This window comes from Flavobacterium psychroterrae (assembly GCF_018380615.1).
In the GTDB taxonomy this organism is placed as follows: Bacteria; Bacteroidota; Bacteroidia; order Flavobacteriales; family Flavobacteriaceae; genus Flavobacterium; species Flavobacterium psychroterrae.
In genome coordinates, this window is the sequence record NZ_JAGYVZ010000004.1 from 15,320 (window position 1) to 32,691 (window position 17,372).

Consider the following 17,372-nt stretch of genomic DNA (forward strand, 5'->3'; position numbering starts at 1 on the left):
TTTGATTGATTCTATGATTATTGCTTTTTGATAAGTATTACATTTCCATAATTAGAATTTACAATTACCTTATTTTGACCTTTTTTCTTATTATAACCACTTATTTTTTTAGAACTGCTTTTGCTTTCGCTAACCGAAATATCTAAAGAATTATCATTTTTAATACTTCCATATCTCGTATTAATATCAAAGTCAAAAGCAAAATTTGTATTATATCCTAAGGATACGTTTGTATATCCGGTATTGATGTTTACGTTTTTGGATTTTTCGTTTAGCGATTCTACATTTATTTTAGAATAAGTAGCATCAATATTCAGGTTGCTGGAAATCTCTGCAATAGCTATTGTTACATAATTACTGCTGCCAACGAGTGAATTAATTTTTTGAAATTTAAACGTGCCATAATTGCCTTTGCATTTTATATTTTGACCTTCCTGTAATGAAACATCAGTATAATTGGCATCAAGATTTAAATTTCCGGCTTCATTTATTTTTATTCCGGAATAACGCGCCTCAATGTTTCCGCTTTTTATATAATCAATACTAGAATTCTGGCTGTAGCCAATTTCGATTCTGTTACTGTCTCCGTTAAGTTTTCCCAGTATGATTTTACCATATTTACAAGCAATATCTGTCGTTGATTCCAGGTTAAATGTTGTAATATTTCCGTATTTATTATTCAGTTTTACGCTTCCGTTTTTTGGGATTTTTATCACATAATTAATTTCGAAACTATTGCTGCTTCCTTTGCTTTTTAACGAAGAATTTCCAATTGTTGTAACCGCAGAAACTAACGATTTCAATGCCGTAATATTGACATCAATACTATTTAATTTTTCATTTACCCAATCTTCATTTCCACCTGAAACTTTAATTGTAATATCAATATCAATTTTATCTTCGTCCCAGGTACTTACCGTAATATTGCCATATTTATTGTCAATATCAATTCCCGCGTTGGAATTTACGATATACGTTTTTTTAATGTTTTTTTGTTTTGAAACAAAAGTATCGTCATTTGAAAATCCTAAAAAAGGAATCAAAAGCAATAAGATTACTATTTTATAATGTTTTTTCATCAGTAGTATTTTTAAATTTTTCGTTTTCTTCAATTCGCTGTAAAACCGTTTGTAAAAATGAAATTCGGGTTTGCAGGTTGCTAATCATGGCATAAATAATTTGTTTGTTCTCACCGTTTTTTTGAACTTCCTTCAATATTTTTTCATAATCGGCATCAAAAACCTTCATTTGTTTTAATGCGTCATTTATGATTTGCTGATTTTCCGGTGAACTTTTTTCTTTTAGTTTAACTAGTTCATTATCAATTAAAATACTAAAAATAGAATCAGTTCTTTTAGTTTCTTTTGATGCAAATTTGAATTCCTTTGGCTTTTCGTTAGTATTATAAAACAGCGATACGCCAAGCAATACGACAATTGAAGCAGCAATTGCCCAAACAGTATAATTCTTTTTCTTTGGCTGTTTTTTATTTAATTTGTTTAAGAAATCAACTTGATGATCAGCGTTCATTCTTTTTATATCCCACTGATTCTCAAATTTTTCAAATAATTGATCTAGATCGTCATTTTCCTTTTTCATATTTCCTCTAATTTTTTTCGTAAATTTTCTTTTGCTCTGCTTAATGTGGTTCGGCAATTGGCATAACTAATATTCAAAATTTCGCTAATCTCTTCCTGATCATAACCTTCAATATAAAAGAGCGTCAAAACCATTCGGTAATTATCTTTTAAACTTAAAATAGTATCGAGAACCTGTTTCACTTTAAGCGAATTCAAATCTATATTTTCAGAAAAAAAACTGTCATTTTCTTCTATTTTATATAATGTTTTGCTCAAATCCTCGACTTGAAAAGCATTATTCTTTTTATAAAAATCAATACTGTAATTGATGATTATTTTTTTTAACCACGCTCCAAAAGCTACTTCCTGTTTATAGTCGTTTATTTTTGTAAAAGCTTTAAGAAATCCTTCCTGCATGACGTCCTGTGCAAAATGTTCATCTTTAACAATACGGTACGCCACATTGTACATTGCTTTACAATAACGATTGTAAACTTCGAATTGAGCTTTCTGGTTGTTCTCTTTACAAAGCGTGATTAATTCTTCGATATTTTGGTTTGTTATACTCAAGTAGTGGTTGCTAGTTTTTTATAATGACCTAACTTATTTTGGTTTGTTACACTTTTGATAAAAATAAATGTATTTTTTTTTTAAATGTCTTCGTTTCCGGTATTAATTGATTTTCGTTATTAAATTTCAAAACTTTCTTTTTTGCTTTTGGCATAATGATTGTCTATTTTTACCGCCTAACGTATAAATGAAGTTGTTAGTGTGCTTTTATATAAAAGCATTTTATCTAAGACTAAATTTAAAGTTAGAATTAAAATTTAATGACAAAACGACTTATATAATATTATGTCAGACCATAAAATACTTACCATTGACAATCTGTCACTTCAAGAATTTGATTCAGAAGCAGAATTGATTCCATTATTAACTCCTGAAGACGAAGAGGAAATGAACAATGAGGAGCTTCCGCTTTCTTTACCTATTTTACCTTTACGTAATACTGTTTTATTTCCGGGAGTTGTTATTCCAATTTCTGCTGGTAGAGATAAATCTATCAAATTAATAAATGACGCTAATGCTGGCGGAAAGATCATTGGAGTAGTTTCTCAAATTAATGAAGAAGATGAAGATCCGTCTAAAGATGATATTCATAAAATAGGAACCGTAGCAAGAATTTTACGCGTTTTAAAAATGCCTGACGGAAATGTTACGGTAATTTTGCAAGGTAAAAAGCGTTTTGAAATAGATCAGGTGACCTCTGAAGATCCTTATATTACTGCAACTATTAAAGAAGTTGTTGAAGAACGTCCTGATGAAAACGATACAGAATTTACAGCTATTTTAGATTCTGTAAAAGAATTAGCAATTCAAATTATAAAGGAAAGTCCAAACATTCCTTCAGAAGCTACTTTTGCGATTAAAAACATTGAAAGCCAATCTTTTTTGATCAATTTTGTTTCTTCTAATATGAATTTATCGGTAAAGGAAAAACAAGATTTACTTTCGATAAACGGATTAAAAGACAGAGCGCTTGAAACGTTACGTTATATGAACGTAGAGTTGCAAAAATTAGAATTAAAAAATGACATTCAGTCAAAAGTTCGTTTTGATTTAGATCAGCAGCAACGTGAATATTTTCTTCATCAGCAAATGAAAACCATTCAGGAAGAATTGGGTGGCGTTTCGCAAGAAGAGGAAATGGACGAAATGGGAGTGAAGGCGAAAACTAAAAAATGGGACGAAAAAACGCAAAAACATTTCGAAAAAGAATTGTCTAAAATGCGCAGAATGAATCCGCAATCTCCAGATTTTGGAATTCAGCGTAATTATTTAGAGTTATTTTTAGAATTGCCGTGGGGTGAATTTTCTAAAGATAAATTTGATTTAAAACATGCTCAGAAAATATTAGATAAAGATCATTTTGGACTTGAAGAAGTTAAGAAAAGAATGATTGAACATTTAGCAGTTTTAAAACTTCGTAACGATATGAAGTCGCCAATTATTTGTTTAACAGGACCTCCGGGTGTTGGTAAAACATCAATTGGACGTTCTGTTGCTGAAGCTTTAGGACGTGAATATGTGCGTATTTCTTTAGGTGGTTTACGTGATGAAGCTGAGATTCGCGGACACAGAAAAACCTATATTGGTGCAATGCCAGGTAGAATTATTCAAAGTCTGAAAAAAGCCGGAACATCAAATCCTGTTTTTATTTTAGATGAAATCGATAAACTTTCCAGCGGAAATAGTGGCGATCCATCTTCTGCCTTATTAGAAGTTTTAGATCCGGAACAAAACAATGCTTTTTATGATAATTTCCTTGAAATGGGTTATGATTTATCTAAAGTAATGTTTATTGCAACCTCAAATAATATGTCTTCGATTCAGCCAGCATTGCGTGACAGAATGGAAGTAATTAAAATGTCAGGTTATACTATTGAAGAAAAAGTAGAAATTGCGAAAAGACACCTTTTTCCAAAACAATTAGAAGCACACGGTTTAACATCTAAAGATTTAACGATTGGTAAAAAACAATTAGAAAAGATCGTTGAAGGTTATACACGTGAATCCGGAGTTCGTAATCTGGAAACTAAAATTGCTCAGGTAATTCGTAATGCTGCAAAATCAGTTGCGATGGAAGAGGAGTACAATAAAAAAGTAACTGACGAAGATATTTTGAAAGTTTTGGGTGTACCAAGATTAGAACGCGATAAATACGAAAACAATGATGTTGCCGGAGTTGTTACAGGTTTAGCCTGGACAAGTGTTGGTGGTGATATTTTGTTTATCGAATCATTAATATCCGAAGGAAAAGGTTCATTGACTATTACAGGAAATCTTGGTAATGTCATGAAAGAATCGGCTACAATTGCTTTAGAATATATCAAAGCTAATGCTAAAAAGTTAGGATTGGGTGTTGAGTTATTCCAAAAATATAATATTCACTTACACGTTCCTGAAGGCGCTACGCCAAAAGACGGTCCAAGTGCGGGTATTGCTATGTTGACTTCTTTAGTTTCATTATTAACTCAAAAGAAAGTTAAGAAAAGTTTAGCAATGACTGGGGAGATTACGCTTCGTGGTAAAGTTTTACCTGTGGGCGGAATCAAAGAAAAAATCTTAGCTGCAAAAAGGGCTAATATTAAAGAAATCATTTTATGTCATGAAAACAAAAGTGATATTGATGAAATTAAAGCAGAATATTTAGAAGGTCTTACTTTTCATTATGTGAAAGAAATGAGTGAGGTTTTAGCTTTGGCCTTGACAGATCAAAATGCAAAAAATGCAAAAACACTAAAATAAATTTCAATTGAAATCCTAAAAATGAAATTCTAAATCCCAATTCTACAATCGTAGCTTTTGGAATCTGGAATTTCATTTTTTTATTTTTTTATACGTTATATAATTTTATCTTCGCAACTGCGTTACTCCCATATAGGAACGCCAAAATTGCATGTTGAAACAACTTGTTTTATTTTTATTGTTGTTGGTTTGTTCGGTTTCTTTCGGACAAATTGGAGGTCGCTACACCTATCAATTTCTTAATTTAACGACTTCTCCAAGGCAGGCAGCGTTAGGAGGAAAAAACATTACAATTTATGATGAAGATGTCAATCAGGTGATGTCTAATCCTGCAGCTTTAAACGAAGATATGGACAATCATCTTGCAATGAACTATGGTAACTATTACGGAGAAGCTTCATATGGAACTGCTTCATATGCTTATACTTATGACAGGCATGTGCAGACATTTTATGCCGGAGTAAGCTATGTTAATTATGGTTCATTTGAAGGATACGATGAAAATGGTCAGGCAACTTCAGATTTTACAGGTAGTGAAGGTGCGCTTTCGTTAGGTTATGCTTATAATATTCCTTACACAGATATACATGTTGGTGCAAACGTCAAGTTAATAACTTCAACGTTAGAAACTTATAACTCTATTGGTGGAGCTGTAGATTTGGGTTTTTTGTATATAATTGAAAAAAATGATATAAATTTGGGACTGGTAATTCGTAATATTGGAACCCAATTTACAACCTATTCAGGAATACAGGAAAAATTACCGTTTGAAATCATTGCGGGTGTTTCACAAGAATTAGAACATGTACCCATTCGTTGGCATTTTTCCTTGGAGAATTTGCAGCAATGGAATATTTCTTTTTCAAATCCCGTTCGTGGAGAAACAAATATTGACGGATCAACAAGCGCTGAAAAAGTTTCGTTTGTAAATAATGCTTTGCGACATGTTGTTATGGGAGTAGAACTTTTTCCTAAAAAAGCATTTAATTTACGTTTAGGATATAATTTTAGAAGAGGAGAAGAATTAAGAGTTGATGAACAACGTAATTTTTCAGGAGTGTCTTTAGGTTTTGGCTTAAGAATGAATAAGTTAAAGTTTAATTATTCATATTCAAGATATACATTGGCAGCTAATACAAGTCTTTTTGGTCTAATCTTAAATTTTCAGTAATTATATGAAGATATTCAGTTTAGAAAGAATAAATAGCAGAATAAGCTAGAAATAGGATTAGTATAAATCACACTTGCCTAATGGTGAACGAACAATTCTTTAAAGAAGAGAAAAAATAATACATACTTTAAATCTAAGATTATCATAGGTGTTTATTATTAAAAATTTCAAACAATAAAAATCATTAAAATTTAAAATTACCATTTTGAAAAAAATTACCGTTGCTATTGATGGGTTTTCATCAACAGGAAAAAGTACTTTGGCAAAACAATTGGCTAAAGAGCTAGAATATGTTTATGTAGATACAGGAGCAATGTACCGAGCAGTGGCATATTATGCCATGCAGAATCAGCTTATTGGAAGTGATTTTTTTGATAAAATTGCTTTGATTCAGGCTTTGCCAAAAATTCAGCTAGAGTTTAAATTCAATGCTGATTTAGGTTTTGGTGAAATGTATCTGAATGATGAAAATGTCGAAAAGCAAATCAGAACTATTGAGGTTTCTAACTTTGTAAGTAAAGTAGCAGAAATTTCTGAAGTGCGTTCGAAATTAGTAGAACAACAGCAGGAAATGGGAAAAAATAAAGCCATTGTTATGGACGGCAGAGATATAGGAACCGTTGTATTCCCTGATGCCGAACTTAAAATCTTCATGACCGCCAGTGCCGAAACACGCGCACAAAGACGTTTTGATGAACTACAGCAAAAAGGGGATGATGTATCTTATGAAGATGTTTTGAAAAATGTAGTTGAAAGAGATTATATCGACACACATCGGGCAGATTCACCTCTTGTTATAGCAGATGATGCAATAGAAATAGATAATTCCTACTTAAACAGAGAGGAACAATTTGCCGCTGTTTTAGAATTAATAAATGATGTTGTTAAAACAGTTTAATTTTTTGCAGATTTCATTTTTAATGGTAGTTTTACCGCTTCATTTATTTTAAAGACAATTTCATCATATGGGAATTAAAAACAGGTTGATTATAATGAGCTTTCTTCAATTTTTTGTTTGGGGAGCCTGGCTTATAACAATTGGGAATTATTGGTTTGGAACTAAAAATTGGGAAGGAACTCAGTTTGGTCTTGTTTTTGGAACCATGGGAATTGCTTCTTTATTTATGCCCACATTAACCGGAATTATTGCCGACAGATGGGTAAATGCTGAAAAATTATATGGCTTTTTGCATATAATTTATGCAGTAGTTTTATTTGGAATCGCACAAGTTACTACGCCGGATAATTTTATATATGTAATGTTTGCTGCTATGTGCTGTTATATGCCAACAATTGCTTTAAGTAATTCAATATCCTATACTTCGCTTAAGTTAAACAATAAAAATATTGTAAAAGATTTTCCGCCCATTCGTGTTTGGGGAACGATTGGTTTTATCGCAGCCATGTGGATTACCAATCTAAGCGGAAGTAAAGCAACTGAATATCAATTTTATATTGCTGGAGTTGGCGCATTAATTCTTGGAGTTTACGCTTTTACATTGCCAAAATGTGAGCCACAACGCTTGACTAAGGAAGATGCTTCGTTAACAGAAACTTTAGGTTTAGAAGCTTTTAAGTTATTTGGAAACTATAAAATGGCTTTGTTTTTTGTATTTTCTATGTTTTTAGGAGGTGCATTACAATTAACAAATGCGTACGGAGATGTATTTCTGGATGAATTCAAGCATTTTCCTAAATATGCAGATTCATTCGTAATCGAATACTCGACTATTATTATGTCGATTTCTCAGGTTTCTGAGACCTTGTTTATTTTAGCGATTCCGTTTTTCTTAAGACGTTTTGGAATCAAACAAGTAATGTTGATTAGTATGCTGGCTTGGGTTTTACGTTTTGGATTATTTGCTTTTGGAGATCCCGTTGGAGGTTTATGGATGATTATTATGTCTTGTATCGTTTACGGAATGGCATTTGACTTCTTTAATATCTCAGGTTCATTATTCGTAGAAAGCAATACAGATTCTAAAATTCGTTCATCGGCACAAGGATTATTTATGATGATGACAAATGGAGTAGGAGCGGTTTTAGGAAGTTTAACTTCTGGTTGGGCTATAGATCGTTTCTTTACAAAATCATTTCATAATACAACTGAATTAGCTGGATTTTTGCAAACAGATACAACAAATTCTAAAATGTTGGACTTTGTTAAAGGACAAGGAAATGCAATTTCTACTGACGGAATTTTTACAAATCCAATTTTAATGAAAGACTGGCACACAATCTGGTTGTCTTTTGCAGCGTATGCTTTGGTAATTGCAATTGCTTTTGCAGTTTTATTTAAGCATAAACATGATCCAAAGGAAATAGAAAAATTGAGTCATTAATTGACTTTTGATATGTTTTAAAACCCGTTTTCAATTTATTGAAAACGGGTTTTCTTTTTGGTTAATATGTATATTTGATTATTAATTTTTAGTATTATAATATGCAAAACCAACAAAAGTCACTTCCATACTTTAAATCTATTGACTCAAAACCAATGGTATTTTTAAATTTTATCTTTGGATTATTTTGGGTATTTTTTGTTCTAGTTTTTCTTGGAGGAATGTTTTTTATACTTACAAGTTCTTCTAAAGAAACTGGTTTTGATGAAATTGTAACTATAGCATTCTTTTTTATAATGCTTTTTGGTATTGTCTCAATAGTTGTGGTTGTGATGTATTCAAGAAAAAAAATATTTACAACTACTATAATTGATGAAAAAGGAATTCGGTATATAAATAAATTTAATGGCTTAATTGTAAAAGATTTGCCGTGGAGTAGCTTTACTAAAAGAGAAAGACTTGCGCATGTATTTGAATCTCCAAAATGCGATGTTGTAGCAAGTACACCAATGAAATCGTTGTTTGACCAGTTCTATTGGCCTATTTTGGTAGATAATAAAGTAGAAATTCATAGTGATGCTTTTACTGGCAAACACTATTTTATGATGTTTTATTCAAATCGAACAGAATTAATTAAGACTTTTTTATTAGGATTGGCGCATTATAGACCTGATATTACAATTGATCCTTTGATTTTTGATAGTCATTATATTCATTCTGAAAATTACATAATAGATTATCGTCAAAAGAAACGCATCAATATTCTTTCTGGGTTATTTTGTGTTTTTATTTTGGGACTTTTGTATTATTTTGTAATTTATAAATAGAAAATAATTACGTTATAGTGGCGCCTAGTAAACCCGACAGGTTTTAAAACCTGTCGGGTTTGTTGTAGAATAAAGTAAAGATTTTAAAGTTCTTAAAAATACTAAACGTCTAATCTAGCCCAGATAAAGTGGATATCCTTTTTCTGGCTCCTTTAGACAGAAAAAGATAGGAGCGAAAGCGGGACTTCAGGTCTTGAAAATCCTTAAATTTGCTGCTCCTGAACAATAGACTGATTATCATATAGAATTGTTTTGCTATTACAGAAAAATGTATTAATTTTGCAAACCTTTTGGCAGAGAAGAGTTTCCATTAGGTATCAACTATTTATGTAAAACAACTTCTGTTTTTTCTATCGCTTTATGAAACTCAAGAAAAGCAGAATACAAATTTTTTATCAGCATGTCTGAACAATTAAAATCACAAGAAGAGTTTTTAGCAAATTTTAACTGGCATAACTTCGAAGAAGGTATCGATGCAGTAGATGAGAAAAACTTACAAGAATTCGAAGACTTAGTATCAAAAACTTTCATCGCTACAGATCAAGAAGAAGTAGTTGAAGGTGTAGTTGTTAGAATTACAGATAGAGACGTTATCGTTGATATCAATGCAAAATCGGAAGGTGTTATTTCTTTAAACGAATTCCGTTACAACCCAAACTTAAAAGTTGGTGACAAAGTAGAAGTGTTAATTGACATCCGTGAGGATAAAACAGGTCAATTAGTATTATCTCACAGAAAAGCACGTACTATTAAATCATGGGATAGAGTTATTTCTGCAAACGAAACAGGAGAAATCGTTAATGGTTTTGTAAAATGCAGAACTAAAGGTGGTATGATCGTTGACGTTTTTGGAATTGAAGCTTTCTTACCTGGTTCTCAAATTGACGTTAAGCCAATTAGAGACTACGATGTATACGTAAACAAAATGATGGAATTCAAAGTGGTAAAAATTAACCACGAATTCAAAAACGTTGTTGTATCTCATAAAGCGCTTATCGAAGCTGATATCGAAGTACAGAAAAAAGAAATCATCGGTCAATTACAAAAAGGACAAGTATTAGAAGGTGTTGTTAAAAACATTACTTCTTATGGTGTGTTCATTGACTTAGGTGGTGTTGACGGATTAATTCACATTACTGACCTTTCTTGGAGTAGAATCAACCACCCAAGTGAAGTTCTTGAATTAGACCAAAAATTAAACGTTGTAATCCTTGATTTCGATGATGAGAAAACAAGAATTCAATTAGGATTGAAACAATTAAACGCTCACCCATGGGATGCTTTAGATGCTAACTTAAACATTGGTGATAAAGTAAAAGGTAAAGTAGTTGTAATCGCTGATTACGGTGCATTTATCGAAGTTGCTGAAGGTGTTGAAGGTTTAATCCACGTTTCTGAAATGTCATGGTCAACTCATTTACGTTCTGCTCAGGATTTCGTAAAAGTTGGAGATGTTGTTGAAGCTGTTATCTTAACATTAGATAGGGATGACCGTAAAATGTCATTAGGTATCAAACAATTGACTCAAGATCCATGGACTGATATTACTTCTAAATACCCAGTAGGTTCTAAACATACAGGTATCGTTAGAAACTTTACAAACTTTGGTATTTTCGTAGAATTAGAAGAAGGAATTGATGGATTAATTTACATCTCTGACTTATCTTGGACTAAGAAAATCAAACACCCATCTGAATTTGTAAATGTTGGTGAGAAACTTGATGTAGTTGTATTAGAATTAGATGTTGAAGGACGTAAATTATCTTTAGGTCACAAACAAACTACTGCTAATCCTTGGGATCAATACGAAGATTCTTTCGCTGTAGGAACTATCCACAATGGTGAAATTTCTGAAATCGTTGACAAAGGAGCTACTGTAGAATTCGGAGATGATATCGTTGCTTTCATTCCTACTCGTCACCTTGAAAAAGAAGACGGAAAGAAATTGAAAAAAGGTGATACTGCTGATTTCAAAGTAATCGAATTTAACAAAGAATTCAAAAGAGTAGTTGCGTCTCACACTGCTATCTTCCGTGAAGAAGAAGAGAAAAATGTGAAAACTCAAACTGAAAATACTTCATCTAACTCTTCTAACACAAATGCACCAGCTGCAACTTTAGGAGATAACAATGATGTATTAGCTGCATTGAAAGCTAAAATGGAAAAAACTGAGAAAAAATAATTCTTAAGTTTTTTTAAATATAGAAAGTCCCACAGCAATGTGGGGCTTTTTTTTGCTCAATAATTTTTATTTTATGATATTTTAACAAATAAAGTTGTGTTATTATCTTAAAAAGTTATTTTTGTAGTAAAATATATCTATATGAAGAAAATCTACTTTTTAGTTTTGGCTTTATGCTTTTTTAATGGTGTGATTGCGCAAAATATTATTATTCCAGACATTAACCTCAAAATGAAGTTAATATCATTGAATGTTGACATAAATTCAAATTTTGAAATTGAAATTAGCGAAGCACTTAATATAACTTTTTTAGATCTTAGTAATTCAAACATTGGCTCTTTAAAAGGATTAGAAAATTTTACTAATCTTCAATATTTAAATTGTACTAATAATCAAACTTTTTGGGATATTGATATTACAAAATTAAATAATCTTCAATATCTAAATCTATCTAATAATCAGAGAATTACTTATTTGTATATTCAAAACTCTAATCTTTCTTCGCTAGTTTTACAAGGCTTGAATAACTTAACGTATATTGATTGTACTGGCAATAAGAATCTTACTTCATTGAATATTAGTGGGGCAGTGAATTTAACAGAAATGTGGGCTTCACACAATAATTTGTCATCATTAAATGTAGACGGCTTAATAAATATAAAGAAATTATATTGTCAAGTTAATCAATTAACAGCATTAGATATTGATAATTTAATAAGCCTTGAGACTTTAGAATGTGGTGGTAATTTATTAACAACGCTAAATTTAAAAAATTTAACAAATCTTAAAAGTCTATCATGCAATTATAATAAATTGTTCAAATTAGACGGTAGCAATTTAGCAAAACTTACTAATTTAGAATGTGATTTTAATGAAATATCTGACTTGAAATTAACTGGACTGACTAATCTGAAAAATCTAATTTGTCAGGCTAATCAATTGACATCATTAGACATTAATAGTTTAACGAGTCTCGAATCTCTTTGGTGTGGCGTAAATCAATTTAAGGTATTAGATTTAAATGGATTAACAAAACTTGTAGATTTAAGATGTGCTGATAATCAATTAACATCCTTAGATTTGAAAGGATTAGCCAATATTACAATTTTAGAATGCTTCCGTAATCAACTAAAAACTTTAGATTTAAGTGATTTAAAGACTATTAACCGTTTAAGATGCGATCAAAATCAGTTGACCACATTATTTATTAAAAATGGTAGCAATGAGAAAGATTTAAATTTTTCACAGAACCCAGATCTAAAATACATTTGTGTTGATGAAACCCAAACAGAACTAGTTCAACAATTAGTAAATCAATATGGTTATACCAATTGCAATGTAAATTCATATTGCTCATTTACATCAGGCAGTAATTTTTATACCATTCAGGGAAATAAAAAAATTGATGCAGATAGTAATGGTTGTGATGCATTAGATTTAAATCTTCCAAGCTTAAAATTTACATTATTTGATGGTACTAATACTGCAAATTTAATATCTGCTACAAACGGAAATTATTCGATTTCGTTGCCGGCAGGTACCCATACACTTACACCAGTTTTAGAAAATCCAACTTATTTTTCTATTTATCCGGCTGCAATAAATGTTACTTTTCCAACACAGGCAACTCCATTGACACAAGATTTTTGTATTATACCAAATGGCAATCATCCTGATTTAGAGGTTGTGATTTTACAAATTGTTCCCGCAAGACCGGGATTTGATGCAGTTTATAAAATTATTTGTAAAAACAAAGGAAATACTACACAATCCGGTTCTGTGAATTTAATTTTTAATGACGCTGTTTTAGATTTTATTGTTGCAAATCCCATTGTTGCCACTCAAACAACAAATAATTTATCATGGAACTTTGCAAATCTAAAGCCTTTTGAATCGGCAGAAATTAATTTTACTTTTAAAGTAAATACTTCAACCATAGTTCCTCCAGTAAACAACGGCGATATTTTATCTTTTAAAGCAACTGTTTCATCTTCTAATACAGACGAAACTCCAGTTGATAATACATTCACTTTAAATCAAACAGTCGTAGGTTCTTATGACCCAAATGATAAAACTTGTCTGGAAGGTTCAATTATTACACCAGATTTAATAGGAGAATATGTTCACTATATGATTCGTTTTGAAAATACCGGGACTTATCACGCAGAAAATATTGTCGTAAAAGACATGATTGATTTAAATAAATTTGATATTTCGACATTAATCCCAACAAGTTCAAGTCATGCATTTGTAACCACTATTTCAGGAGGAAATAAAGTAGAATTCATTTTTGAAGGTATCAATCTTCCTTTTGATGACGCAAATAATGATGGTTATATCGCTTTTAAAATCAAGACAAAACCAACATTAAAAGTTGGAGATTCATTTACTAACGAAGCCAATATTTATTTTGATTATAATTTCCCTATATTAACAAATAAAGCCACATCAAAATTTCAAACTACTTTAGGAACTTCAGATTTTGAATTTTCTAATTATTTTGCTTTGTATCCAAACCCTGCGACTGATATTTTAAATTTTAATGCGAAACAAGATATCGAAATACAATCGGTTGCGATTTATGATATTTTGGGACAATTAGTAATTGCAGTTCCTAATGCAAAATCAGCCTCTAATATTGATGTTTCAAAGCTTAAAACTGGTAATTATTTTATAAAAGTAAAATCAGATAAAGGAAGTTCAAGTATTAAGTTCATCAAAAAATAAATTTTTGTTCATCTTATAATAGAAAGTCCCACAGGAATGTGGGACTTTTTTATGCGTTTTTGTTTAAGTTTTTGGTTTGTTTCAAGTTTCAGGTTGTTACACTGAACGAAGTTGAAGTGCGTTTCTATTTTAACTTACAACAATTGGAATTTGGAATTTAAAAATTGAAGTTTAAAAATTGGAGTTTAATTTTTAGGAGCTATTTCCAGCTATCATTCCAAATCTTTTGTTCCGCTAAAGAAGCGTCACAAAAGGATTTTCCTTTCTATCTGGGCTAGGGTATATGTTTTTATAAGAACTTTTTATATTATTAGACATTCTTCTTATTTTCTCATTTCTGGTAATTGAGAAATTGTGTATTTATTTAGAAGCTAATAATTTCGTTTCTTCGGGAGTAAATTCATTCTGAATAGAGTATGAGGCTATGTTTGCTATTTTCATTTCATCCAAAATGTCAACCAGATTTCCATAATTAGACTTTTTACTTGGTTTGATGATAATAATCACACCGCTTTTGGGTTTTCCTACTGATGTCATATATTCATTTACTTCTCTCTTTTTTAGAAATATTTCTTTTCTAATACCATTTTTTCCAAATTTAATTTTTTTTGGATTTTCAAGCGGATAAGATAATAGACCTGAATAAGTTATTATTTTATCGTAATCATCAAGTAAAATTGTATATAAACGATTTCCTTTAATACATCCAACAGATCCACAATCATCACAATCCGAATACATTCCATATTCTAAAACTTTTGGCTTCGCCAGCTCAATTGTTACCATAAAAAAGATAATCAACAAGAAAGAAACACTTACCATTGCAGTTAAATCAACTCTTGTAGATAATTTTTTACTTCTAACTTTTTTAGGCAGATTTTGCATAGACTTTATAAATTAAAAAAGTGATTATTTCGAAGCAAGTAATTTCGTTTCTTCAGGAGTAAAATCATTAACAATGGCATAAGTATCAATTTTAGCAATTGCCATTTCATCAAGAATATCAACCAAGTTTTTATAATTACATTTTTTACTTGGTTTTATAATTACTGTAATTCCTCTGCCATATCTTCCTAATTGTGCTGAATACTCAAGCATATTTTTGTTTCTTTTTAGCAATTCCTGGCGGATTCCGCTTTTGCCATAATTCATTTCTTTGGGAGAAACCATAGGAACCTCGAGAATTCCCATATATGATACTAATTTATTATTCTCGCCCATTAATATCGTCATGGAGCGGTTTTCTCCATAGCAATGAATACCAGTCCAATGATAATCATTATCAGGCAAACTCAAATCAACAGCTTTAGGTTTCGCCAATTCAATTGTTACCATAAAAAAGATAATCAGTAAAAAAGAAACACTTACCATTGCGGTCAAATCTACTCTTGTACTTAGTTTTTTACTTCTAATTTTATTTGGTATCATATATTAAGTTTTAAATAATTAAGAATACAGTTAGATTACTTATTGTTAAAATGTTAAATAAATATAATAAATAAAAAACAGCAAGTGGAGATTATTTTAAATTGTTTTCCATTCCTGAAAATCAGGCTCAATATAAAGCCATTTTACTTCAGGACGCTTTGTGCGTAGTTTATTTTCAAAAGTATTAATCAGTAAGCTAATATCCTGTGTAGTAAGGTCCGGAATAATTTTTATTTTAATGCAAACCAACACTTCACCCGGACCTTGCTGAACCGTTCTGCAATTTAAAACTTCTGTAATTTTACTTTCTGCTGTGGCTATTTCCTGAATAGTTTCTAAAATTTCAGGATCAGCACTTTCTCCAATCAATAATGATTTTACTTCGATGGCGAGAAAGATGGCAACGGCAATTAATACAATCCCAATACAAAGAGAACCTATTGCATCATAACGGCTATCGCCGGTATAATGAGAAACTAAAAGTGCAATTAAAGCTAGAAAAAGTCCTAAAACAGCAGCCGAATTTTCTCCGAAAATAATAATCAAATCACTATCTTTTGTAACGTGTAAATAGCGAAAAAAAGAGATTGTTTTTTTACGTTTTCTAAGTTCTATAATGTTTGAAATCATGGCGTAACCTTCCATGAGAATCGAAAAAAGAATGATCCCAATCGCCCAGCCAATATTATGAACCGGTTCAGGATTGTTATATTTGTGAACACCTTCATAAATGGAAAACATTCCACCAATAGAAAACAGGAGCATTGCGACCATAAACGACCAGAAATAAACTGATTTCCCATAGCCAAACGGATGCTCTTCATCAGCCTCTTTTTTTGATTGTTTTACTCCAAGTAAAAGTAAAAGCTGATTCGCGCAATCTGCAGTTGAGTGAATAGTTTCGGCTAACATTGCGCCTGATCCAGTCATAAATGCAGCAAATCCTTTTGAAACTGCAATAGCAACATTTACTAATAAGCTTTGAATGATATGTTTTGTTCCTTGCTCGGATTGTGTTTGATTTTCCATTAAAATTGATTTTACACTTAAAATTACTAATAATAAAAAGAGAAAAGTATATCTTATTTTAAAAATAATTAAAAATAATTTGATGCTTTAAACGCTTGTTGTACAGACATATTTAAGGATCTTATAATTTATTTTAATCTTTTTTGAGTTTTTAATAAAACCAAAACGATTATTACGGCGTAAATGAGCTTATAACTTAAAATATTAATTATGAAAACTAGAAAATTTTTAACCGTAGCAATCTTAGCATTAGGATTTGGATTTACATCATTTGCACAAAAAACTGTAATGGTTGGTGGAGCTGCAATGTACCCAAACAAAAATATTATTGAAAATGCTGTAAACTCAAAAGACCATACTACATTAGTCGCTGCTGTAAAAGCTGCAGGATTAGTAGAAACATTACAAGGTAAAGGACCATTCACCGTTTTTGCCCCAACAAATGCTGCGTTTGATAAATTGCCTGCAGGAACTGTTGAGACATTATTGAAACCAGAAAACAAAAAAATGTTGCAAACGATCTTGACCTATCATGTTGTTTCAGGAAAAATGAATGCATCAGATATTGCAAAGGCAATCAAAGCAGGAAAAGGAAAAGCAACTCTTAAAACTGTTAGCGGTGGAACTTTAACTGCATGGATGGATGGAAAAGATTTATACATCAGTGACGAAAGCGGAAACAAAGCTAAAGTTACAATTGCAGATGTGAATCAATCTAACGGTGTAATTCACGTAGTTGATACTGTATTATTACCAAAAAAATAATAGCTGTTTTAA

Annotated in this window: 14 protein-coding genes; 8 read left to right on the top strand and 6 right to left on the bottom strand. The window is 31.0% G+C overall.

Annotated features, from left to right (window positions below; translation table 11 throughout):
• Positions 1 to 17: 17 nt before the first annotated feature.
• Genes KHA90_RS05645 through KHA90_RS05655 form a run of 3 tightly spaced genes read right to left on the bottom strand, consistent with a single transcriptional unit; the run spans position 18 to position 2,150 of the window.
• A complete protein-coding gene (locus KHA90_RS05645; protein ID WP_213296263.1) occupies positions 18 to 1,079 on the bottom strand; it encodes a hypothetical protein in 1,062 nt (353 codons plus the stop codon).
• Entirely contained in the window at positions 1,063 to 1,599 is a 537-nt protein-coding gene (locus tag KHA90_RS05650; protein WP_213296265.1) for an anti-sigma factor, read from the bottom strand. The genes KHA90_RS05645 and KHA90_RS05650 overlap by 17 nt, the downstream gene beginning before the upstream one ends.
• Positions 1,596 to 2,150 (bottom strand): RNA polymerase sigma factor, encoded by a 555-nt coding sequence (locus KHA90_RS05655; protein WP_213296269.1) that lies wholly within the window; start codon positions 2,148 to 2,150, stop codon positions 1,596 to 1,598. The genes KHA90_RS05650 and KHA90_RS05655 overlap by 4 nt, the downstream gene beginning before the upstream one ends.
• 285 nt (positions 2,151 to 2,435) lie before the next feature.
• On the opposite strand from KHA90_RS05655, the gene lon reads away from it, so the two are divergent.
• The 7 genes from lon (at position 2,436) to KHA90_RS05690 (ending at position 14,138) form a co-directional block, all read left to right on the top strand.
• Complete coding sequence (gene lon / locus KHA90_RS05660; RefSeq protein ID WP_213296271.1) at positions 2,436 to 4,889, top strand: endopeptidase La; 2,454 nt, start codon at positions 2,436 to 2,438, stop codon at positions 4,887 to 4,889.
• 151 nt (positions 4,890 to 5,040) lie between these two features.
• A complete protein-coding gene (gene porQ / locus KHA90_RS05665; protein ID WP_213296273.1) occupies positions 5,041 to 6,060 on the top strand; it encodes a type IX secretion system protein PorQ in 1,020 nt (339 codons plus the stop codon).
• A gap of 205 nt (positions 6,061 to 6,265) precedes the next feature.
• On the top strand, positions 6,266 to 6,958 hold the full coding sequence (cmk, locus tag KHA90_RS05670) for a (d)CMP kinase (protein WP_213296275.1): 693 nt from the start codon (positions 6,266 to 6,268) through the stop codon (positions 6,956 to 6,958).
• A gap of 67 nt (positions 6,959 to 7,025) precedes the next feature.
• Positions 7,026 to 8,402 carry a nucleoside permease gene (locus tag KHA90_RS05675; protein ID WP_213296277.1) on the top strand — a complete coding sequence of 459 codons (1,377 nt, stop codon included), beginning with the start codon at positions 7,026 to 7,028 and terminating at the stop codon, positions 8,400 to 8,402.
• Positions 8,403 to 8,503: 101 nt separating this feature from the next.
• Positions 8,504 to 9,229, top strand: a complete 726-nt coding sequence (locus KHA90_RS05680) for a hypothetical protein (protein ID WP_213296279.1) — start codon at positions 8,504 to 8,506, stop codon at positions 9,227 to 9,229.
• A 400-nt stretch (positions 9,230 to 9,629) separates the two neighbouring features.
• Entirely contained in the window at positions 9,630 to 11,411 is a 1,782-nt protein-coding gene (gene rpsA, locus KHA90_RS05685; RefSeq protein WP_213296281.1) for a 30S ribosomal protein S1, read from the top strand.
• A gap of 141 nt (positions 11,412 to 11,552) precedes the next feature.
• Complete coding sequence (locus tag KHA90_RS05690) at positions 11,553 to 14,138, top strand: DUF7619 domain-containing protein (protein ID WP_213296283.1); 2,586 nt, start codon at positions 11,553 to 11,555, stop codon at positions 14,136 to 14,138.
• A 360-nt stretch (positions 14,139 to 14,498) separates the two neighbouring features.
• On the opposite strand, the gene KHA90_RS05695 is transcribed toward KHA90_RS05690, so the two are convergent.
• The 3 genes from KHA90_RS05695 to KHA90_RS05705 form a co-directional block, all read right to left on the bottom strand.
• Positions 14,499 to 15,023, bottom strand: a complete 525-nt coding sequence (locus tag KHA90_RS05695) for an ExbD/TolR family protein (protein ID WP_213296284.1) — start codon at positions 15,021 to 15,023, stop codon at positions 14,499 to 14,501.
• A 24-nt stretch (positions 15,024 to 15,047) separates the two neighbouring features.
• Positions 15,048 to 15,566 (bottom strand): ExbD/TolR family protein, encoded by a 519-nt coding sequence (locus KHA90_RS05700; protein WP_213296285.1) that lies wholly within the window; start codon positions 15,564 to 15,566, stop codon positions 15,048 to 15,050.
• Positions 15,567 to 15,662: 96 nt separating this feature from the next.
• On the bottom strand, positions 15,663 to 16,595 hold the full coding sequence (locus tag KHA90_RS05705) for a cation diffusion facilitator family transporter (RefSeq protein WP_213296286.1): 933 nt from the start codon (positions 16,593 to 16,595) through the stop codon (positions 15,663 to 15,665).
• 210 nt (positions 16,596 to 16,805) lie between these two features.
• On the opposite strand from KHA90_RS05705, the gene KHA90_RS05710 reads away from it, so the two are divergent.
• Positions 16,806 to 17,360, top strand: a complete 555-nt coding sequence (locus KHA90_RS05710) for a fasciclin domain-containing protein (RefSeq protein ID WP_213296287.1) — start codon at positions 16,806 to 16,808, stop codon at positions 17,358 to 17,360.
• Positions 17,361 to 17,372 lie beyond the last annotated feature (12 nt).